Raw genomic sequence first — 16,977 nt, forward strand, 5'->3', positions numbered from 1 at the left:
TCCCCTGCTTGCTGTAGTCTCTTGGAATGCCTTCCCGATTCCCTTCCATCGTTCTGGCCGGGTGGCTCGTTTCATCCGCTGCCGTGTGTTTCATGGCACCCGCGGCAGACCTTCCGAACCCCACGCTTCCGCTCGTTCAGCCCGCGCGCATTCCTGTACCCGATACGAGCGCAACCAACTCAATCACGCCCCAAGCTTCCATCGCGATTGTCCAGAAACTCGCCGACTTCGGCACGCGTCACACCCTGTCCGACACCACTTCCGAAACCCGCGGCATCGGCGCCGCCCGCAACTGGGTTCTCGAGCAATTCCGTGCCGCGGGGCCGCGCATTCAAGCGTCGCTCGAAGAGTTCGATGCCCCGGTCGGACCTCGCATCAAGGAATACGCAAGGGTCGCCAACGTCGTCGCCGTTCTGCCCGGCACCGATCCCGCCGCGGCAAACCGTCGCGTCTACGTCGTCGGCCACCTCGACAGCATGAACGCCAATGTCATGGACCCCATAGGCGATGCGCCCGGCGCGAACGATGATGCATCCGGCTGCGCCGTGGTCATCGAATCGGCCCGCGCGCTGGCGAAAGAAAACCTGCGCGCGACCGTCGTCTTCCTCTGCACGATCGGCGAAGAACAAGGGCTCGTCGGAGCGAAGTATCACGCCGATTCCGCCCGGGCCCGCAACGAAAATATCGTCGCGGTCCTGAACAACGACATCGTCGGCGATCCTTCCGCACCGCCGACTGATGGGTTTGATGCTCAGCCGACCGTGATCCGCGTCTTTTCCGAAGGACTGCCGCGCAACGCGAGTGCGGAGCAACTCGCGCGGCTTCGCGCTCTCTCGGCCGAATCCGATTCGCCATCACGCCAACTCGCGCGATACGTCGCCGAAATCGCGGCGATCGAAAAAACCGCCGTGCAGCCGCGGCTGGTCTTTCGTCTCGACCGTTTCCTCCGCGGCGGCGATCACTCGATGTTCAACCAGGCCGGATTTCCTGCCGTCCGCTTCACCGCGAGCAACGAAACCTATTCGCGTCAGCACCAGAACGTGTCGGGTCCGCCACAAATCGGAGGTGGCCACGCTCGCGAAACCGGTGATGTCGTTCGGTTTGTCGATCCGGAGTACCTTTCGAACGTGGCGCGCCTCAACGCCAAGTGCCTCATCAACCTCGCGAATGCTCCCCAAGTGCCACAGCGAGCCCGCATCATCACCGCCAAACTCGAAAATGCCACCACGCTCCGATGGGACACAAGCCCCGATGCGGACGGATACGAAATCGTCTGGCGCGACACGACCTCACCGATGTGGACCTTCGCTCGCGATGTTGGCAACGTGACCGAAATCACACTTCCCATCAGCAAGGACGACTATTTCCTTGGTGTGCGCGCCTATCGCAAAGACGGCTTCCGATCAATCGTCGCCTTCGCGGATCAGGGGGCCGAGTGACGATCGCACCGCCGTGCGCCCGAATCACGAGCTCGATCTCACCGTCGCGGCTGACTTGTAACTGCGACCCCCGAGCGCCTTCCAGAATTTTTCTCGCTCGATTTTGTGCATCACTGTTCGCCCGAAGTGACGAACCGCGCCGGCACAGAATTGCGATGCCGCGGATCGCTTCATCCATTTCGAATACCCGTTCTCGATGACGCGAGCGAGCACCTGGCACCAGCGATTCGCGATCACATCCGGCGTGTGCTCCATCGCTCTCCTCCGACCGTTTTCCGATATCGCGCGAAACAGTCCCGGCTCATCCTTCAATCGCCGAAGCGCCCCCAGCGCCTGCTCCGCCGTCGCGACTTCAAAGTAGTCGAGTTCGCTCCGCCGCTCTTCGCGGTACCCCGCCTCGGGACCGAGCAAAGCCGGGCACCCCGCCTGCCACGCGTTGACGAGTTTAAGCGCCGGCTTCACGGAGCGGAAGTACTCCGTCCCGCCCCGCACCGCGAGCACCGCATCCGTCTGCGACCAGTCTCTTCCGGAAACCCCGACGCGGTTGCTTTTGAGCCCGTGTACCACGAACGAGATCCCGAGTTCCCTGAGCGCATCACGAAAACGCTCGCCCCGAAATTCCTGATCGATATTGTCCATCTCGCCGTGGAACACCATGTTTTCGAGCCGCGCGCCCCGCTCGTCATCGCGCGGGCGCAGCGACAACTGCGGCCAGTGTGCAATATAGTGGTCCGTCGGCCGCTCACACCGCGTCCGATTCTGCACGATCACCTCTTCACAGAGCGTGGGCCGCGCCCGATCCATGCGGCACGCAATCACGTAACTCCGCCACGGCATCCCGCCGCGACGCAGATCGTCATAGGTCGCGACGCACAGGCCCTGCGGCACAAACCGGTCCGTCAGCCGCGCGTCAATCCCCCGCCGCCGCAACTGGATGTATGTGTTGATGATCCACGCGGTCTCACCGTCCCACTTGTTCCAATACACCGATGCCGACGGAGGCATTCCGCTCGTTTCGAAGAGTTCCCGAAACGCCGCGATTCGTGTCGGATCGCGCATCACGAAATAGACCGGCGCACCAAGCGGCTCGAGCGCCGTCTCCGCGGCCATCGCCCGCATCATTTCTCTTGCCGTAAACGACATGCGCCTCGACTGTACTCCATTGCACGCCCTCCGCCTTGCTTCCCTTCGCCCCATTGCCCCTTTGCTGCTTGGCAGTTTTCCCAACTACGCTTCCGATTGGAGGTCCCATGAAAGGCGTCATCCTCGCCGGCGGCACGGGCTCGCGCCTCGCCCCGCTCACGCTCGTCACCAATAAGCATCTGCTTCCTGTCTACGACCAGCCGATGGTCCACTACCCCATCAAGTGCTTGCTGAACGCGGGAATCGACGAAGTCCTGATCGTCACCGGAGGCGAACACGCGGGGGATTTCCTCCGCCTGCTCAAAAATGGCAAACAGCTCGGCATCCGCCATCTCGAGTACGCCTATCAGGAAGGCAGCGGCGGCATCGCCGATGCGCTCAAACTCGCGCAGGATTTTGCGGATGGCCAGCCCATCTGCGTGGTGCTTGGCGACAACATCATCGAGAAGAACATCCGCGTTGCCGCCAACAACTACCGCGAGCAGAAGCACGGCGCCAAGATTCTGCTGAAGAGAGTGCCCGATCCCCACCGCTTCGGCGTTGTTCGTCTCGAGAACAACCGCATCGCCGAAATCCTTGAGAAGCCGAAGAACCCGCCCAGCGATCTCGCGGTCACCGGAATTTACTTCTACGACCAGACCGTCTTCGATATCTGCGCCACGCTCAAACCGTCCGGCCGCGGCGAACTCGAAATCACCGATGTCAACAACGCCTACCTGAAGGCCGGTACTCTGACGCACGAAGTCCTTGAAGGTTGGTGGACCGACGCCGGCACGTTCCAGAGTCTCTTCCGTGCCTCCAAGTTCGTTGCCGAAGGCGGCGCCAATCACGTTTGAAGCCCCCTCCCTGAGGGAAGGGGTTGCGGAAGGGAGTACTTCTTCACTACCCTTCAATTCCGATGCCAGCAATCTCCCCCATTCAGATCTTCACCGGCTCCGCTTCCGAAGCCTTCGCTGCGGCGAAACAGAAAAACGAGCCTCTGCTCCTGCCCCTGAATCTCTTCGCCGATGATCGTGGCTGGTCGATCATGAACCAGTTGCAGGGCGTGATGTCCTCTGAAGGACAACTCAACGTCTCGCTCCAGTATCCGGGCATCATCAAGGCGTGGCACCGCCATCAGAAGCAGACGGATTTTTGGATCTGTGTGCGAGGCCAAATCAAGGTTGGTGTGCATCGCGACGACGATCGCGCCTGGATGGCCATCATCGGTGAGCATCGGCCCGCGCTCGTCATCATCCCTCCACCGCTCTGGCACGGCGCCGCGACCGTCGGCAATGAGCCTGCGAGCCTTCTCTACTACGTCTCCCACGCCTACGACGCTTCCAAGCCCGATGAAGAACGCCGCGCGTTCGATTCGCCTTCCTGGTTCCCGTGGACCGTCCAGCCGCGATGAGCGCGCTCACAGAAAAACCAATCGTGCTCCTGGGCGCCGACGGCATGCTCGGTCGCGCCTTCGCCGGATTGCTCCAAGCAAAAGGCCGCCCATTCGAAGCGCTCACGCTTCCACAAATCGATTTCACGCGTCCCGATTCCATTCGCGCCGCTTTCTCGCCGCGCATGTCCGCGGTGATCAACTGCGCCGCCTACACCGACGTAGACGGCGCCGAATCGAATTCGGATCTCGCTGAACAGATCAACGGCCGCGCCGTCGGAGAACTCGCTCGCCTCTGCAAGGCGCATGCGACTCCGCTTATTCATTTCAGCACCGACTATGTCTTCGATGGAAACAACACCTTGCCATACTCGACCGATGCTCCGCGCCACCCGGTCAACAAGTACGGCCAGAGCAAGGCGCACGGAGAAGAGCTCATCGAGCAATCCGGCTGCGAACACCTCATCATCCGTACGAGCTGGCTCTACGCGCCTTGGGGCAAGAACTTCGTCCGCACCATCGCCGCCGCGGCACGCACCAAACCCGAGCTCAGAGTCGTCAACGACCAGCGCGGCCGCCCCACCAGCGCACAACTCCTTGCGCGCTCTGCACTCTCGCTGCTCGACCGAGGCCGCCGCGCCACGTGGCACATCACCGACTCCGGCGAGTGCACTCGGTTCGATTTCGCGTCGGCAATCGTCCGCCTCACCGGCGCGCATTGCAACGTGATCGCCTGCACATCCGCCGAATTCCCAAGACAGGCGAAGCGCCCCGCCTACAGCGTGCTCGATATCGCAAAGGCCGAACAAGAACTCGGCCCCTTTCCCGCGTGGCAATCAAATCTCTCCGAAGTCATCGCGTGCTTAGAACCATGATCGCGCTCCGTCGCATCAACTGGGTGACTCACGCCTTGGCATCTCGGCAGACCCGCATTTCATCGCCATCCTTCTTTCCGTCTCTCTCCGCACCTCTGAGTTTCTGCGGTGATTCATTTTTCTTCTCATACAATCAACGCATGTTCTCACGCATCCTCGTCACCGGCGGCAGCGGCTTCATCGGCTCCAACTTCGTGCGCCATGTCCTCGCCGCACGCCCGCAAACGCACATCACGAACCTCGACGCGCTCACCTACTCCGGCAACGCCGAGAATCTCCGTGACCTCGAGGGAAATCCACGTTACTCATTCGTTCACGCCGACATCTGCGATACCGAAACGATCCGCCCGTTCGTCGCCAAGGCCGACGCGATTGTCCACTTCGCCGCCGAATCGCACGTCGATCGATCGATCCTCGATACCCGCCCATTCATTCGCACCAATGTTCTGGGCACCCAAACCCTGCTCGACGCCGCCGTCGCCGGCAAAGTGACAAGGTTCGTGCACGTGAGCACCGACGAGGTCTACGGCAGCCTGCCGCTCGATCGCCGCGAACTCCGCTTCACCGAAGAATCCGCGATCAAGCCCAACAGCCCCTACTCCGCGAGCAAGGCCGCGAGCGACATGCTCGTCCGCGCTGCGCACCACACGTTCGGCCTCGACACCTGCATCACGCGCTGCTCCAACAACTTCGGGCCCTATCAGTTCCCCGAAAAAGTCATCCCGCTTTTTGTTACGAATCTCCTCGAGGACAAGAAGGTCCCGCTCTACGGCGACGGGCTCAATGTCCGCGATTGGATCCACGTCGAAGACCACTGCGAAGCGGTGCTCGCCGTCCTCGAACGAGGCAAGCCCGGCGAGGTCTACAACATCGGCGCCGACAACGAGCAGTCGAATCTCGATCTCACCCGTTCGCTCCTCCACATCCTGGGCAAAGGCGACGAATTCATCCGTCACGTTGAAGATCGCCTCGGCCACGACCGCCGCTACGCGATCGATTCATCCAAGATCCAAAGCGAACTCGGCTGGAACGCGACTCGCTCACAATGGCCCGACGCGCTGATCAAGACGGTCGACTGGTACGTGAAGAATCCTGGCTGGTGGCAGCGAATCAAAAGCGGCGCGTATCGGGAGTTTCACGAAACTTTGTACGCAAATCGTGGCCCGGCAGCCCCACTCGCAAGCCCAGCTTCTGCAAGCGCTTAATCAGAAGTCGCTTCAATCCCGCCAAATGCCGAGTGTTTTTGGGTTGCCCGTTTCCAGTCCTTGAGGCATGTTTCATCGGGTTGCGCAACATTTGTGCGAGGTCGCGCTGCGCCAATGGAGCCGCACGCCATGTCTCGCCTACGCCAAGCACTGCTCGCTTTTTCCGGCTCTCTGGCGGCCGCGGCAGCACCCGCGAGCGCCATGCTGATTTTCAACGAGCTGGCCTCGGGCGATCTTTCTTCCAACCCCCTCCTGCCCACGCTTCTGCATGTCGACCTTGGCTCGAATTTCATCGACGGCAGCGTCGACCGCAATGATCGCGACTATTTCACGCTTGCGCTCCCCTCCGGTACACACCTGACCGCGATCATCCTTCGCGCCTCGTCCGGCAGCGAGGCCACGTTCCTCAGCCTGCAATCCGGCTCAATCTTCACCGAGCCCGCCGCCGGAACAGACCTGCGCAACGTGCTCGGCTATGTCTCGTTCTTCCACTCTGATATCGGCACGGACCTGCTCCAATCCCTTGGCAGCGCATCCGACGCGATCGGTTTCAAAGGCTCCCCCGACGGCGAGATGTTCACGTTCTGGATCGATCAATCGAGTTTGAGTCCGGCCAACTACAACTTCGAATTCATCGTCACCGAGGACATTCCCAGCCCAGGAACGATCGCCATGATGGCGGCAGCGATGATCATGGTCATCCCGCGTTCGCGCCGTTCTCGCCGCTAGTTTCAGTGCCGCTCAGCCGTTCCGCGAGACAACATACAACCCGCCGATACACCCCGCGGCAATCAGCCACATCGCGAGGACCGACGCGACGAACATCGGAAAAATGCAGAGCGCCGCGCCGGTGAAAAGCGTCAGCGGCCGCTCCTGTTTCTTTCCGTAGATGAACATCCCCGTTCCGATTGCTCCGATCAGAACGCCCGAAATCAGCGATACGGGACTGCCGAGTTCCATACCAGTGTCATCGGCGCTTACTTTCAAACGCGACCGGCAGTTTGCTGAATTCACGCGTTTCACGCGCAGCCCGCCCCTGCCGCCGACATTTCTTCGGCATCCGGTCCAATCGAATCCCCCGTTAGGGTGCCATCGAGGTGTCCGCGAGAAATCGCGAGTCCCAGAATCCGTTGCCTGTTTGGCGATCTGGTCCGGCGGCTATTCCGCGCGACCCGATTCAAAGTACGGATCGAGCAGCGTCTTGAGCGCCTGCCGCGCGCGATGAAGCCTTGTGCGCACCGTATCGAGGGTGACACCAAGCGTTCTCGCGGTCTCTTCGGTGTCGAGGCCCGAAACATCCCGCAGCATGAGAATCACCCGATACTGCTCCGGCAATTCCTCGATCTTCGCACGCACCAATGTCTTGATTTCGTGGCGCTCCAGTGTCGATTCGTCAACTTCGGCCCACCGCTCGCTCGATCGCACCTGGTGTCCATCCGACTGAAACGCCGGGAGCATCGCCTCGATCGAAGTTTCGGGCCGGCGGCGCTTGCTCCGCAATTTCATCAGGCACGAATTCACCGTGATCTGATGCAGCCATGTGGTCAGTTTCGATCGCCCATCGAATGCCGCCAGGCCCCTGAAAGCATTCAGGAATGCGTCCTGCACCGCCTCTTCCGCATCCGCCTCGTTCGGCATCATCTTCCGCGCGACCGCGAGCATGCGGCCGGCAGCCAGATCCGTCAATTCATCGAACGCGCGCTCTTCGCCCGTCCGCAGCCGCGCGAGCAACGCGGCATCATCTGTTTCGCACGCCTCGCTCTGCTTCATCGTTCCTATGGACATCATGACCGTGCCTCCCCGAGCAGCCGCTTGATGTACAGCGATCCGCCCTTGAGATTGCCGCCGCGGCTCTGAATTCCCGAAACAAACCGGCGCGCCGCTTCCGAAAGCGCCGTCACATCGCTCAAGTCCAGCGTGAACTTCTCACCAGCATGCTCGACGGCGCGCGCCAGGGCGAGCACTGCCGCGTCGTCCAATCGGCCCTCTACCCGAACCTCGGGTTCCCCGGACGCCGATCGGCTTGTCGTTATCTTGAACACGCGCCGTACTCCTTTGGATGACAAAGGCAACGGGCGTGCCAGACGAAATCCACGACACCTAACTTTCGTAACGCCTGTTTTGACAGTCAATTACGCCAAGAATTCCGATTTCCAAACGACGTATGACTTTTTCGTTTCGACGCGGCCGATCGCGTCCGGCGCGGCCCGTCGTCGCGTTTCACGCTTTCAAACCGCCATCAGGCCTTGATCCCGAGGCGATCCATCCGGCTCCGCAGCGTGCTCGGCGCGAGCCCGAGAATCTTCGCCGCGCCTTTCGGGCCGGCGATTGCACCCTCGGTTTGTGCCAACACCGCCAGGATGTGCTGCTTCTCCACTTCCTCGAGCGACGCAGACTTTGCCTCGACCGCGCCGGCATCCCCAGCCCCGGGAAGATCGTTCTCGCTGAGCCTCAGCACGCGCCCATCGCACAAGATCGCCGCACGCTCCAGCAGGTTTCTCAACTCGCGGATATTCCCAGGCCATCCATAGCGCAGCAGGCGCTCCATCGTCGCGCCGTCGATCTCGTCGAATTTCTTACCGAGTGACGCCGCGATCTGCGTCACAAAGTACGACGCCAGGATCGGGATGTCCGGGATCTGCTCCCGCAGTGGCGGCACACTGATCGGGAAGACACTCAACCGAAAGAACAGGTCCGCGCGGAATTTCTGCGACTTCACGTCCGCCGCCAAATCCCGATTCGTCGCCGCGATCACACGCACATTCACCCGCACCGTCTCCGATCCGCCGACCCGTTCGAATTCGTTCTCTTGCAAGACGCGCAGCAGCTTCACCTGAACATCCGGCGCCACCTCTCCCACCTCATCCAGAAAAATAGTTCCCCCGTCGGCAAGCTCGAACCTGCCGCGACGTGCGTTCACAGCGCCCGTAAAAGCGCCCTTCTCGTGCCCGAAAAACTCGCTCTCGACAAGCCCCGCCGGCAAAGCTGCGCAGTTTACCTTGACAAACGGTCCGTTCTTCCTCTGGCTGCGTTCATGGATCGCCCGCGCGATCAATTCCTTTCCTGTTCCGGTCTCTCCCTGAATCAAAACCGTCGAATCCGTCGGCGCGACCCGCTCCACGTTCTCGAGCACCTTGATCAATCCCGTGCTGCTCCCCACGATCTCATCGAAATTGTGGCTCGCCTTGATCTCTTCGCTGAGAAACCTGTTCTGCGCCTTGAGCCGCGCCTGCTCCTGCTCCATCAGCACGCGGTCCGTGATATCGACGAACATCGTGCGCGTGTACATCCCGCTCGGATCCGGCTTCGACCACCACTGGATCCACACCGGCTTTCCGTTGTCCTTCCGCCGCAGTTCGAGCACGACGCCGCTCGTATCCGTGCCGCGTCCGATCGACTCGAACGCCGCCTTCAAACGCTGCTGCGCCTCAGGCGTGTCGGGCACAAAGCTCTTGCCGTACGTGCCTTCGATCTGATCCGGCCGAATTCCGAGTATCCGCATCGCCGCGCGATTCGCGCGAATGAACCGTGAATCGACCCCTTCATGCACATATGCGATCGGTGCCTCATCAAAGAGATCCCTGAATCGGTCCTCGCTCTCGATCAGCGATTTCTCCAACCGCACCCGCGCGAGCTCTCCCGCCGCCAGCGCCGCGAAAATCTGAAAGAGCGCCAGATGCCGAGGCTCCGGCGGCATCGGCTTGGTGTCCATCACAAACACGTGCCCGAGCACCGCCCCCTTCTGTTCGAGCAGCGGCACACCCAGATAGCTCTCGACTCCCATCTCCGCCAGCGGCGTATCCAGCGGAAACAGTTTCGCGGTGTCCTTCGGATACAAACTGAACTTCCCGCCAAGCACGCGCTCGCACGGCGTGCCCGCGATCGGCCACTCCACATTGTCGAGGAATTTGTCCCCCGCCCAGAACGCCAGCGACTTCGCGGATTGCTTCGCCGCATCGAACTGCGCGACGATCGCATACTTGACACTCAGCGCTTCCGCCAGGCACTGCGCCATCCGCCGGAATCGCTCATCGCCCGACGCCGCCGCGACGCTCCTCAAAAGTGTCGCCAGCGCAGAATCCTCTTTCAGGAGTTCCGGCGTCGCCGCAGGGTCAAGATGCTTTGGAATGTCCCCGGTCATCCGTTGTCGCGCCCGTATCGCCATCTTCGCGCAGCATCGTACCCGAAGTCAGGCCGCGGCCGCGTCCAGCGATGAAGGAGTTCCTTCACCCGCTCATTCGGCGTCTTCGCAGTTTTTCAAAGATTTCGAAAATCAGCACACCGCCATCAAACCTCCACCACCATCGCCACGCTATTGCCCCCGCCCAGACACAGCGCCGCAACGCCTCTCTTCCCGCCCGTCCGGTGCAACTGGTGAATCAGCGTTGTCAGCACGCGCGCACCGCTCGCCCCGATCGGGTGCCCAAGCGCGATGCCGCCGCCGGTGATGTTCAGCTTGCTCTCCGGGATTTCGTGCCCCGCCGAGAGCAGCCCCTTCACATTGCACAGGATCTGCGCCGCGAACGCCTCGTTGATCTCGAATAGGTCGATGTCCTTCGCGCTCAACTTCGCTTTCGCCAGCGCGCCCTTGATCCCTTCAATCGGCGCCGCGAAAATGTCCTTCGGCGCCACGCCGCTGGTGTGATACGCGATGATCTTCGCGATCGGCTTCACGCCCAGTTGCTCCGCCTTCGCGAGGCTCGCGACGATCAGCGCCGCCGCGCCATCCGAAATCTGGCTGGCGTTCGCCGCCGTCACCGTTCCGTCTTTTTCAAAGGCGGGACGCAACTTGCCCACGCTGTCGATGCTCGTATCCGCGCGAATCCCCTCATCCGCGCTGACGCCCGGCGACTTTTTATCCAGACACAGCTCACCCGTCAGCGCGACGATCTCGTTCTTGAACCAACCGTTCTTCGTCGCCTCCGCCGCCCGCTGATGGCTCTGCACCGCGAACCGATCTTGCTCTGCACGTGAAATCTCAAACTTCCGCGCGATATGGTCCGCGCTGTTCCCCATCGCACACGCCTCGAACGCGCAGCGCAGCCCGTCGTACGCCATGTGGTCTTCCATCGCCGCCGGGCCGTACTTCACGCCCTCGCGCACCCGCGCAAAGTGCGGCGCCGCCGTCATGTTCTCGAATCCGCCCGCACCGACAATCTGGTTATCCCCCGCCTTGATCGACTGCGCCGCCAGCATCACCGCCTGCAATCCGCTGCCGCACACCTTGTTGATCGTCTGCGCGCTCATCGTGTCGGGCAGCCCCGCCTTCAACGCCGCCTGCCGCGCCGGATTCTGTCCGAGCCCCGCCTGCAGCACGCACCCCATGATCACCTCATCAACCGCGCCGGCCGCGCCCGGAACCGCATCCAGCGCCGCCTTCAACGCGTACGACCCCAGCACCGGCGAAGGCACCTTCGACAGTCCACCAAAGAACTTCCCGATCGGTGTGCGTTTGGCGGCAAGGATGACGGGGATCGTGTTCGCGGTGGACATGAACTGCTCCGTAAATGACCGGCAAATGCCGTGAAGTGTCTCGTTCTGTCAGGATACGCCAGCGTTGGATGAGCGGATTCCGCCCCCGTTACGCGGCAAAAAAATCACGCTCACTCCACCCCGCCCCGTCATTCCGCAATCCAAAATCCGAATCTCGAATTGCGACTTGCCCTTTGGCATTCTGACTCTTTGCCTTCCCCATCTTCCCTTTTCGCCGTGCCTCTGCGCCTCCGTCGTAAATGCTTTCGCATTCCCCTCTTTGGCCCTTTGGAAATTTGGCCCTTTGGCCATTTCCCTACACCCCGATCGCCTTCGCCGTCTGCGTATAGCTCTCCGGCCGCCGATCGCGATAGAACTGCCACACATTCCGCACTTCCTGGATTTTGTCGAGATCGAGGTCGGCAACGACCACCTCATCCTTCTCTCTGCTCGCCTGCTTGATAATCTGCCCGCGCGGATCGCAGAAATAACTCTGCCCGTAGAACTCACCGATGTTCCACGGCGCTTCCGTCCCCACGCGGTTGATTGCGCCGACAAAATATTGATTCGCCACCGCGTGCGCCGGCTGCTCGATCTTCCACAGGTACTCACTGAGCCCCGCGACCGTCGCGCTCGGGTTGAACACGATCTCCGCGCCGTTCAATCCCAGCTCGCGCGCGCCCTCCGGGAAGTGCCGGTCGTAGCAGATGTACACGCCGATCTTCCCGAAGCGTGTCTGAAAAACCGGATAGCCCAGATTCCCCGGCTTGAAGTAGAACTTCTCCCAGAATCCCGGGTGGCAATGCGGGATGTGGTGCTTGCGATACTTGCCCAGGTACTGCCCCGTCTCGTCGATCACCGCCGCCGTGTTGTAATACACGCCGGTCATATCCAATTCATAAATCGGAACCACCATCACCATCTGGTGCTTCTTCGCGAGGTCCTGCATCAGTTTGATCGTTGGCCCGTCCGGAATCGGCTCCGCTGTGTCGTACCACTTCACCTGCTGCTCGGCGCAGAAATACGGCCCGTAGAAAATCTCCTGCAGGCAGCAGACCTTCGCGCCGTCTTCCGCCGCCTTCTTGATGAGCCCCAGATGCTTCTCGATCATCGCCGACTTGATCTTCTTCAGGTCCGTCGTTTCGGACACCGGGTTCGAGCACTGGATCAACGCTGCACGTGTCACTCGGGGCATGGTGGATCTTCCCGTTTCATGGTTTGAGGTGGAAAGCGTTCCAGTTTACCAGAACCCGACCGGATTGTGAAGAGGCCTTCCGGATGGGCTTGCGCCGCTCGCCGGGCAAATCGCCGCCCCGCGAGCGCGGCTCCCGGAAACCGGTCTTGCGCCGGCCGCGCCTCGCTCCAACCCTTCGCTTCGCTCGAACACGTCTTCTTGATATTCTCTGTGAGCGAGGGGGCATCGAATGCGGAAGGTTGCAATTGTGCTGAACGTGATTCTGCTCATCATCGCGCTGGGCGGGCTTGCTATTGCAAAGAATAATGGAAGAACCCTCACCTACGAAGACTTCCTGCTTCCGATGTTCGGCTTCGTTCTGCTCTTGAGCCTGGCCGACACTTCTCAAGCAAGAGCGCACGAGAAGTGACCGCGCGATAGATTCGGTCGCGCCCGCCTCCCGCGTGTCTACTCTGTCCCCGCGGCTTCTTCCTCTTGCCGATCGCACAAGGGTTCGCGATGTCTCGGGTTCGATTCGGAATCGTGGGCACCGGAGTGATCGCGGGCATTGTCGCCGATGCGATCTCGCAATCGAAGTGCGCCGCCCTCGCCGCGGTCTCGAGCCGGACCCTCGAAAAGGCGCGGTCGTTTGTTTCCGGCCGCGAGTCCGCCAACAGCGCCGAACCGGTCGAGGGTTTGGATGAGCTGCTCCGCCGCACGGACGTCGATGCGATTTACATTTCCTCCCCCACCATTCCGCGTGAATCAATCACGCTCGCTTCGATCGCCGCGGGCAAGCACGTGCTCGTCGAAAAGCCCTTCTTGAATCTCGCCTCGGTTCGACACATGACCGATGCAGCAGGGCCAGCGCACTCGTCTTCATGGACGCGACTCACTTCGTTCACCATCCGAGAACCGCGGCAATTCAAGCCGCCATCCCATCGCAGCTCGGCTCGGCACGCACGCTGCACACCCGCTTCTACATCCAGCTCTCCGATCACGCAAACATCCGCTTCGATCGCGCCCAGGAGCCGTTCGGCGCGCTCGGTGATCTCGGCTGGTACTCCGCACGATCCGTCGTGGAATACCTCCGCCCGGCCGGCCGCATCGCCTCCTCCACGGCGAGCGCCGCGTTCGATCCTTCATCCGGCGCCATCATTCGTGCCACCGGCATGCTCGTGTTCGAGAGCGGCGAGGTCTCGACCTTTGATGTCGGTTTCAGCACCGGCGTCGCGATCATGGATCTCGATCTGATCGGCCCGAGCGGTGCGATCAGCATGGACGACTTCGTGATCGATTGCACCAACAGCTGGGCATCCGGAATCCCGACCTCCGAACCGGCTACTCATTCCGCACCGGTACCGGCACCCGTAAAGACATTCGCTTCATCGAAACACCCTCGCCCGTCCCCCAGCAAATCCGCATGATCGACACGTTCGCGCAACTCGTCGCGTCCCCCGACCGCATTCACCGCGCCGCATACGCCAAGGCCACGCTCGCGACTCAAACGCTGATGGACGCCATCGCCGACGCGATCAGACGCCCGAATTGACGCCGCCGATGCCCTCGCGCTCCGGCTCTCCCGGGCGCCCCACCCTCCCCGAACCGTTCCCCCATTTGAGGTCGTGCCCGACCGAATATCTGCACCATTTTGTTGATCGTTCCGCGGCAGTCTGCTTTGAATTCCGCTCTTTCAAATGAGATTCGGTTGCCGGAGTCCGGCGAAAGAGGAGATTGATATGCGTATCCGTCGATCGCCGTCCTGCTTCATCGCCGCGATGGCCTTCGCGTGCGCAGCCCGCGCCACGCACATCAACACCGCGCGGGTCACACTCAGCCCCAGTTTCAGCGGCGGCGCCGGGCCCATTGACCTGATCAACCAGAGCGCAGGCCCTATCGACGCATCGGCCTCCACCACCGGCGGCGCCGGCTCCTCCGGCGACGCCAACGCCCATACGTCGTACGGCTTCATCAACCTTCAATCGCACGCGGTCGGTGCGATCAATTCCGCCGCGATCGGCTGGTTTCGGGATTCATTAACGATCACCGCTCCGGGTGTCGCCGCCGGCACGCAAGGATCGCTCACATTCGGCGTGCGCGTCGAAGGCTTCTTGAACGCGACGCAGGGCGCATCGGCCTCCAGTTGGCGATTGTCCGCCGACCTCGGCGGCGGCGCGTTCGACATCGGACGCTCCGGACGCATCAACAGCCCCGACTTGTTCCCGCCCGGCGCTTCCGGCGACACCTTTGGCACATACTCCGCGACGGTCTCGTTTCAGTACGGCGTCACCACGACGCTCGACGTGGAGCTGTCCGCGAGCGCGCAGGCGAGCTACAGCCAAAACGGCCCCGGGCTCGCATCGGTCGCCCCCTTTGTTCGGCTGTACTGGAACGGAATCTCGGATGTACAGGCGAACGGCGCTCCGGTCGGCACGTTCTCAATCAGTTCCGAATCAGGAACCGATTGGGCCCCCGCCGCCGCGGCATGCGCCGGCGACCTCAACAACGACGGCTTCGTCGACGACTCCGATTTCGTCCTCCTTGTCAACGCATACAACATTCTCGACTGCGCCGATCCGTCGATGGCTGCGGGATGTCCCGCCGATCTCAACGGCGACGGCTTCGTCGACGACTCCGACTTTGTACTCTTCGTCGTCGCGTACAACGATCTTGTGTGCCCGTGAGCGATCACCCCCCTTTCTCCACTTTCTCGTGGTATCGCTCGAGCGCCTCCGCATGATCCTCATCGGCCCGCAGCCCGATGTACAAGTCCGGCCTGATCACCAGCAAAGTCGTGCCGCGAACGCCCAACCTCGCCGCCCCACCCGGCGTCATCCGGGGCGTAACGCCCGCGGGGTCCGGGCGCGTCGTGACCAGCGCCCACTTCTCGATGAGCGCGGATTCGGTCTCGCTCAATGTCCGGTACAGCTTCGTCGCCTCATCCGCATCCGATTCCGGCCCGGCAAGCACGATCCCCGTGTGCCCCGCGCGATGCGCCAGCTCGTGCAGCCATCTCACGTCCGATTTTGAGATCGCGATCGAATCCACGATCCGGCCGCCGGCGCGCACCCCCTCGCTCTTCTCCCCCACCACAATCGGCGAAGTGCCATAGTCGATATCCAGTTCCGCCTCCGCCGCCGCTTCGTGATGCCTCCCCGCCTCATCGCCGAAAGCCGAGGCGATCGCACGATCGCGCTCCGCGCGCGCTTCTGGATCCTTCAAGAGCAACGCGTTCTCGAAATCCTGGCCCTCCTTCAGGACCATCTCCGCCACCGCGCGCCGCTCCGCCTCGTACGTGTCCAGCAGAGCCTCTTTCGCCAGCCCTTTGCACACGAGCGCGAGCTTCCAACCCAGATTGAACGCATCCCCCAACCCGGTGTTCATCCCGTGCCCCTGCGCCGGCGAGCACACGTGCGCCGCATCGCCCGCCAGCAGGATCTTCCGCGCGCGATACCGCGTCGCGATCTTCGAGTGACAGTGAAACCGCACCGGATTCACCACGTCGTCGAACTCGAGCCCCGGCACATAGCGCGTCACCGTTTCTTTCGCATCCGCAACCAAATCCGAAGTCGGCGACTTCGGGTGCAGATACACCCGCCACCTCTTCCCCGGCAGCGCCGTGATCAATACCGTCGGATCATCCAGGTACCCGAAGTTGCCCTCGTATGTGTCCGGCCAACCGCGCATCGTCGCGTCGAACACCGCCCACGGCTTCTCGATGTCGCTCCCCTCCATCCCGATCCCGGCCTTCTCGCGCGTCACGCTGTGCAGTCCATCGCACCCCACCACCCACCCGGCTTCCAGTTCTTCTTTTCTGCCCTCGCGCTCGATCGTCGCGAGCACGTGGTCGCCGCGCTCGACCAGATCGACAAGCTTCGACGACCGAATCACCTCGCCACCAACGCTCTCAAGAAGCCCCGTCAGCACCCGCTCGGTGACTTCTTCCGACACGCCCACGTTGAACGGGTAGCGGCTGTCGCACAGCGACAGATCGATCGTCGCGAGTTGCTCCCCATAGGAATGGATCTTCGCGACCCTCTGCTTGGCACCCACTTCCAGCAAGGGCTCGACGATCTCAAGCGCCTCGAAGAACTCCAGCGACCGCGGATGCACGACCGTCGCCCGGTCCCATTTCAGCGGCGCCGGATTGCAATCGACGATTCGTGCCGGAACGCCGCGCCGGATCAGCTCCGACCCAAGGAGCAACCCGGTCGGTCCGCCTCCCACGATGAGCACGCCGACATCAGCAGCCATATCGGACTGTATCAGGCAGTCGGATTCATGCCCGGCCGGCCGC

At 62.0% G+C, this 16,977-nt stretch carries 18 protein-coding genes; 10 read left to right on the forward strand and 8 right to left on the reverse strand.

All coding sequences use genetic code 11. From position 1 onward, the window contains the following. Window positions 1-26: 26 nt before the first annotated feature. Window positions 27-1,439 (forward strand): M20/M25/M40 family metallo-hydrolase, encoded by a 1,413-nt coding sequence (locus tag KF691_10235; protein MBX3389817.1) that lies wholly within the window; start codon window positions 27-29, stop codon window positions 1,437-1,439. Window positions 1,440-1,463: 24 nt separating this feature from the next. On the opposite strand, the gene KF691_10240 is transcribed toward KF691_10235, so the two are convergent. Beyond that, window positions 1,464-2,582, reverse strand: coding sequence for a glycosyltransferase family 1 protein (locus KF691_10240; protein MBX3389818.1), 1,119 nt, complete (start codon window positions 2,580-2,582; stop codon window positions 1,464-1,466). 107 nt (window positions 2,583-2,689) lie between these two features. Between KF691_10240 and KF691_10245 the strand changes: the two genes are divergently transcribed. The 5 genes from KF691_10245 (at window position 2,690) to KF691_10265 (ending at window position 6,763) form a co-directional block, all read left to right on the forward strand. Continuing rightward, entirely contained in the window at window positions 2,690-3,418 is a 729-nt protein-coding gene (locus KF691_10245) for an NTP transferase domain-containing protein (GenBank protein MBX3389819.1), read from the forward strand. 62 nt (window positions 3,419-3,480) lie between these two features. Next, window positions 3,481-3,975, forward strand: coding sequence for a dTDP-4-dehydrorhamnose 3,5-epimerase family protein (locus KF691_10250; GenBank protein ID MBX3389820.1), 495 nt, complete (start codon window positions 3,481-3,483; stop codon window positions 3,973-3,975). Then, window positions 3,972-4,829, forward strand: a complete 858-nt coding sequence (rfbD, locus tag KF691_10255; GenBank protein ID MBX3389821.1) for a dTDP-4-dehydrorhamnose reductase — start codon at window positions 3,972-3,974, stop codon at window positions 4,827-4,829. Before KF691_10250 ends, rfbD begins: the two co-directional genes overlap by 4 nt. Window positions 4,830-4,969: 140 nt before the next feature. Continuing rightward, entirely contained in the window at window positions 4,970-6,034 is a 1,065-nt protein-coding gene (gene rfbB / locus KF691_10260; GenBank protein ID MBX3389822.1) for a dTDP-glucose 4,6-dehydratase, read from the forward strand. Window positions 6,035-6,163: 129 nt separating this feature from the next. Further along, the gene (locus tag KF691_10265; GenBank protein MBX3389823.1) at window positions 6,164-6,763 is read left to right on the forward strand and encodes a hypothetical protein; all 600 of its coding nucleotides are present in this window, start codon (window positions 6,164-6,166) and stop codon (window positions 6,761-6,763) included. Between the two features lie 12 nt (window positions 6,764-6,775). Here KF691_10265 and KF691_10270 read toward each other — a convergent pair whose 3' ends face one another. The 6 genes from KF691_10270 to KF691_10295 all read right to left on the reverse strand — a co-directional run bounded on the left by KF691_10270 (window position 6,776) and on the right by KF691_10295 (window position 12,701). Further along, window positions 6,776-6,994, reverse strand: a complete 219-nt coding sequence (locus KF691_10270) for a hypothetical protein (protein ID MBX3389824.1) — start codon at window positions 6,992-6,994, stop codon at window positions 6,776-6,778. A 198-nt stretch (window positions 6,995-7,192) separates the two neighbouring features. Continuing rightward, complete coding sequence (locus KF691_10275) at window positions 7,193-7,822, reverse strand: sigma-70 family RNA polymerase sigma factor (GenBank protein ID MBX3389825.1); 630 nt, start codon at window positions 7,820-7,822, stop codon at window positions 7,193-7,195. Further along, a complete protein-coding gene (locus tag KF691_10280; GenBank protein MBX3389826.1) occupies window positions 7,819-8,076 on the reverse strand; it encodes a hypothetical protein in 258 nt (85 codons plus the stop codon). The genes KF691_10275 and KF691_10280 overlap by 4 nt, the downstream gene beginning before the upstream one ends. A gap of 197 nt (window positions 8,077-8,273) precedes the next feature. Then, complete coding sequence (locus KF691_10285) at window positions 8,274-10,199, reverse strand: sigma 54-interacting transcriptional regulator (protein MBX3389827.1); 1,926 nt, start codon at window positions 10,197-10,199, stop codon at window positions 8,274-8,276. Window positions 10,200-10,321: 122 nt separating this feature from the next. Continuing rightward, complete coding sequence (locus KF691_10290) at window positions 10,322-11,527, reverse strand: thiolase family protein (GenBank protein ID MBX3389828.1); 1,206 nt, start codon at window positions 11,525-11,527, stop codon at window positions 10,322-10,324. 295 nt (window positions 11,528-11,822) lie between these two features. Beyond that, the gene (locus KF691_10295) at window positions 11,823-12,701 is read right to left on the reverse strand and encodes an acyltransferase (protein ID MBX3389829.1); all 879 of its coding nucleotides are present in this window, start codon (window positions 12,699-12,701) and stop codon (window positions 11,823-11,825) included. Window positions 12,702-12,930: 229 nt separating this feature from the next. On the opposite strand from KF691_10295, the gene KF691_10300 reads away from it, so the two are divergent. The 4 genes from KF691_10300 to KF691_10315 all read left to right on the forward strand — a co-directional run bounded on the left by KF691_10300 (window position 12,931) and on the right by KF691_10315 (window position 15,364). Then, window positions 12,931-13,110 carry a hypothetical protein gene (locus KF691_10300; GenBank protein MBX3389830.1) on the forward strand — a complete coding sequence of 60 codons (180 nt, stop codon included), beginning with the start codon at window positions 12,931-12,933 and terminating at the stop codon, window positions 13,108-13,110. Window positions 13,111-13,199: 89 nt separating this feature from the next. Then, window positions 13,200-13,934, forward strand: a complete 735-nt coding sequence (locus KF691_10305) for a Gfo/Idh/MocA family oxidoreductase (protein MBX3389831.1) — start codon at window positions 13,200-13,202, stop codon at window positions 13,932-13,934. Window positions 13,935-13,977: 43 nt separating this feature from the next. Further along, the gene (locus KF691_10310) at window positions 13,978-14,232 is read left to right on the forward strand and encodes a hypothetical protein (protein MBX3389832.1); all 255 of its coding nucleotides are present in this window, start codon (window positions 13,978-13,980) and stop codon (window positions 14,230-14,232) included. 187 nt (window positions 14,233-14,419) lie between these two features. Further along, the gene (locus tag KF691_10315; GenBank protein MBX3389833.1) at window positions 14,420-15,364 is read left to right on the forward strand and encodes a hypothetical protein; all 945 of its coding nucleotides are present in this window, start codon (window positions 14,420-14,422) and stop codon (window positions 15,362-15,364) included. A gap of 4 nt (window positions 15,365-15,368) precedes the next feature. Here the strand turns inward: KF691_10315 and KF691_10320 are convergent, their stop codons facing one another. Continuing rightward, complete coding sequence (locus KF691_10320) at window positions 15,369-16,934, reverse strand: FAD-dependent monooxygenase (protein ID MBX3389834.1); 1,566 nt, start codon at window positions 16,932-16,934, stop codon at window positions 15,369-15,371. Window positions 16,935-16,977 lie beyond the last annotated feature (43 nt).

Source organism: Phycisphaeraceae bacterium (assembly GCA_019636555.1).
Taxonomy (GTDB): Bacteria; Planctomycetota; Phycisphaerae; order Phycisphaerales; family UBA1924; genus JAFEBO01.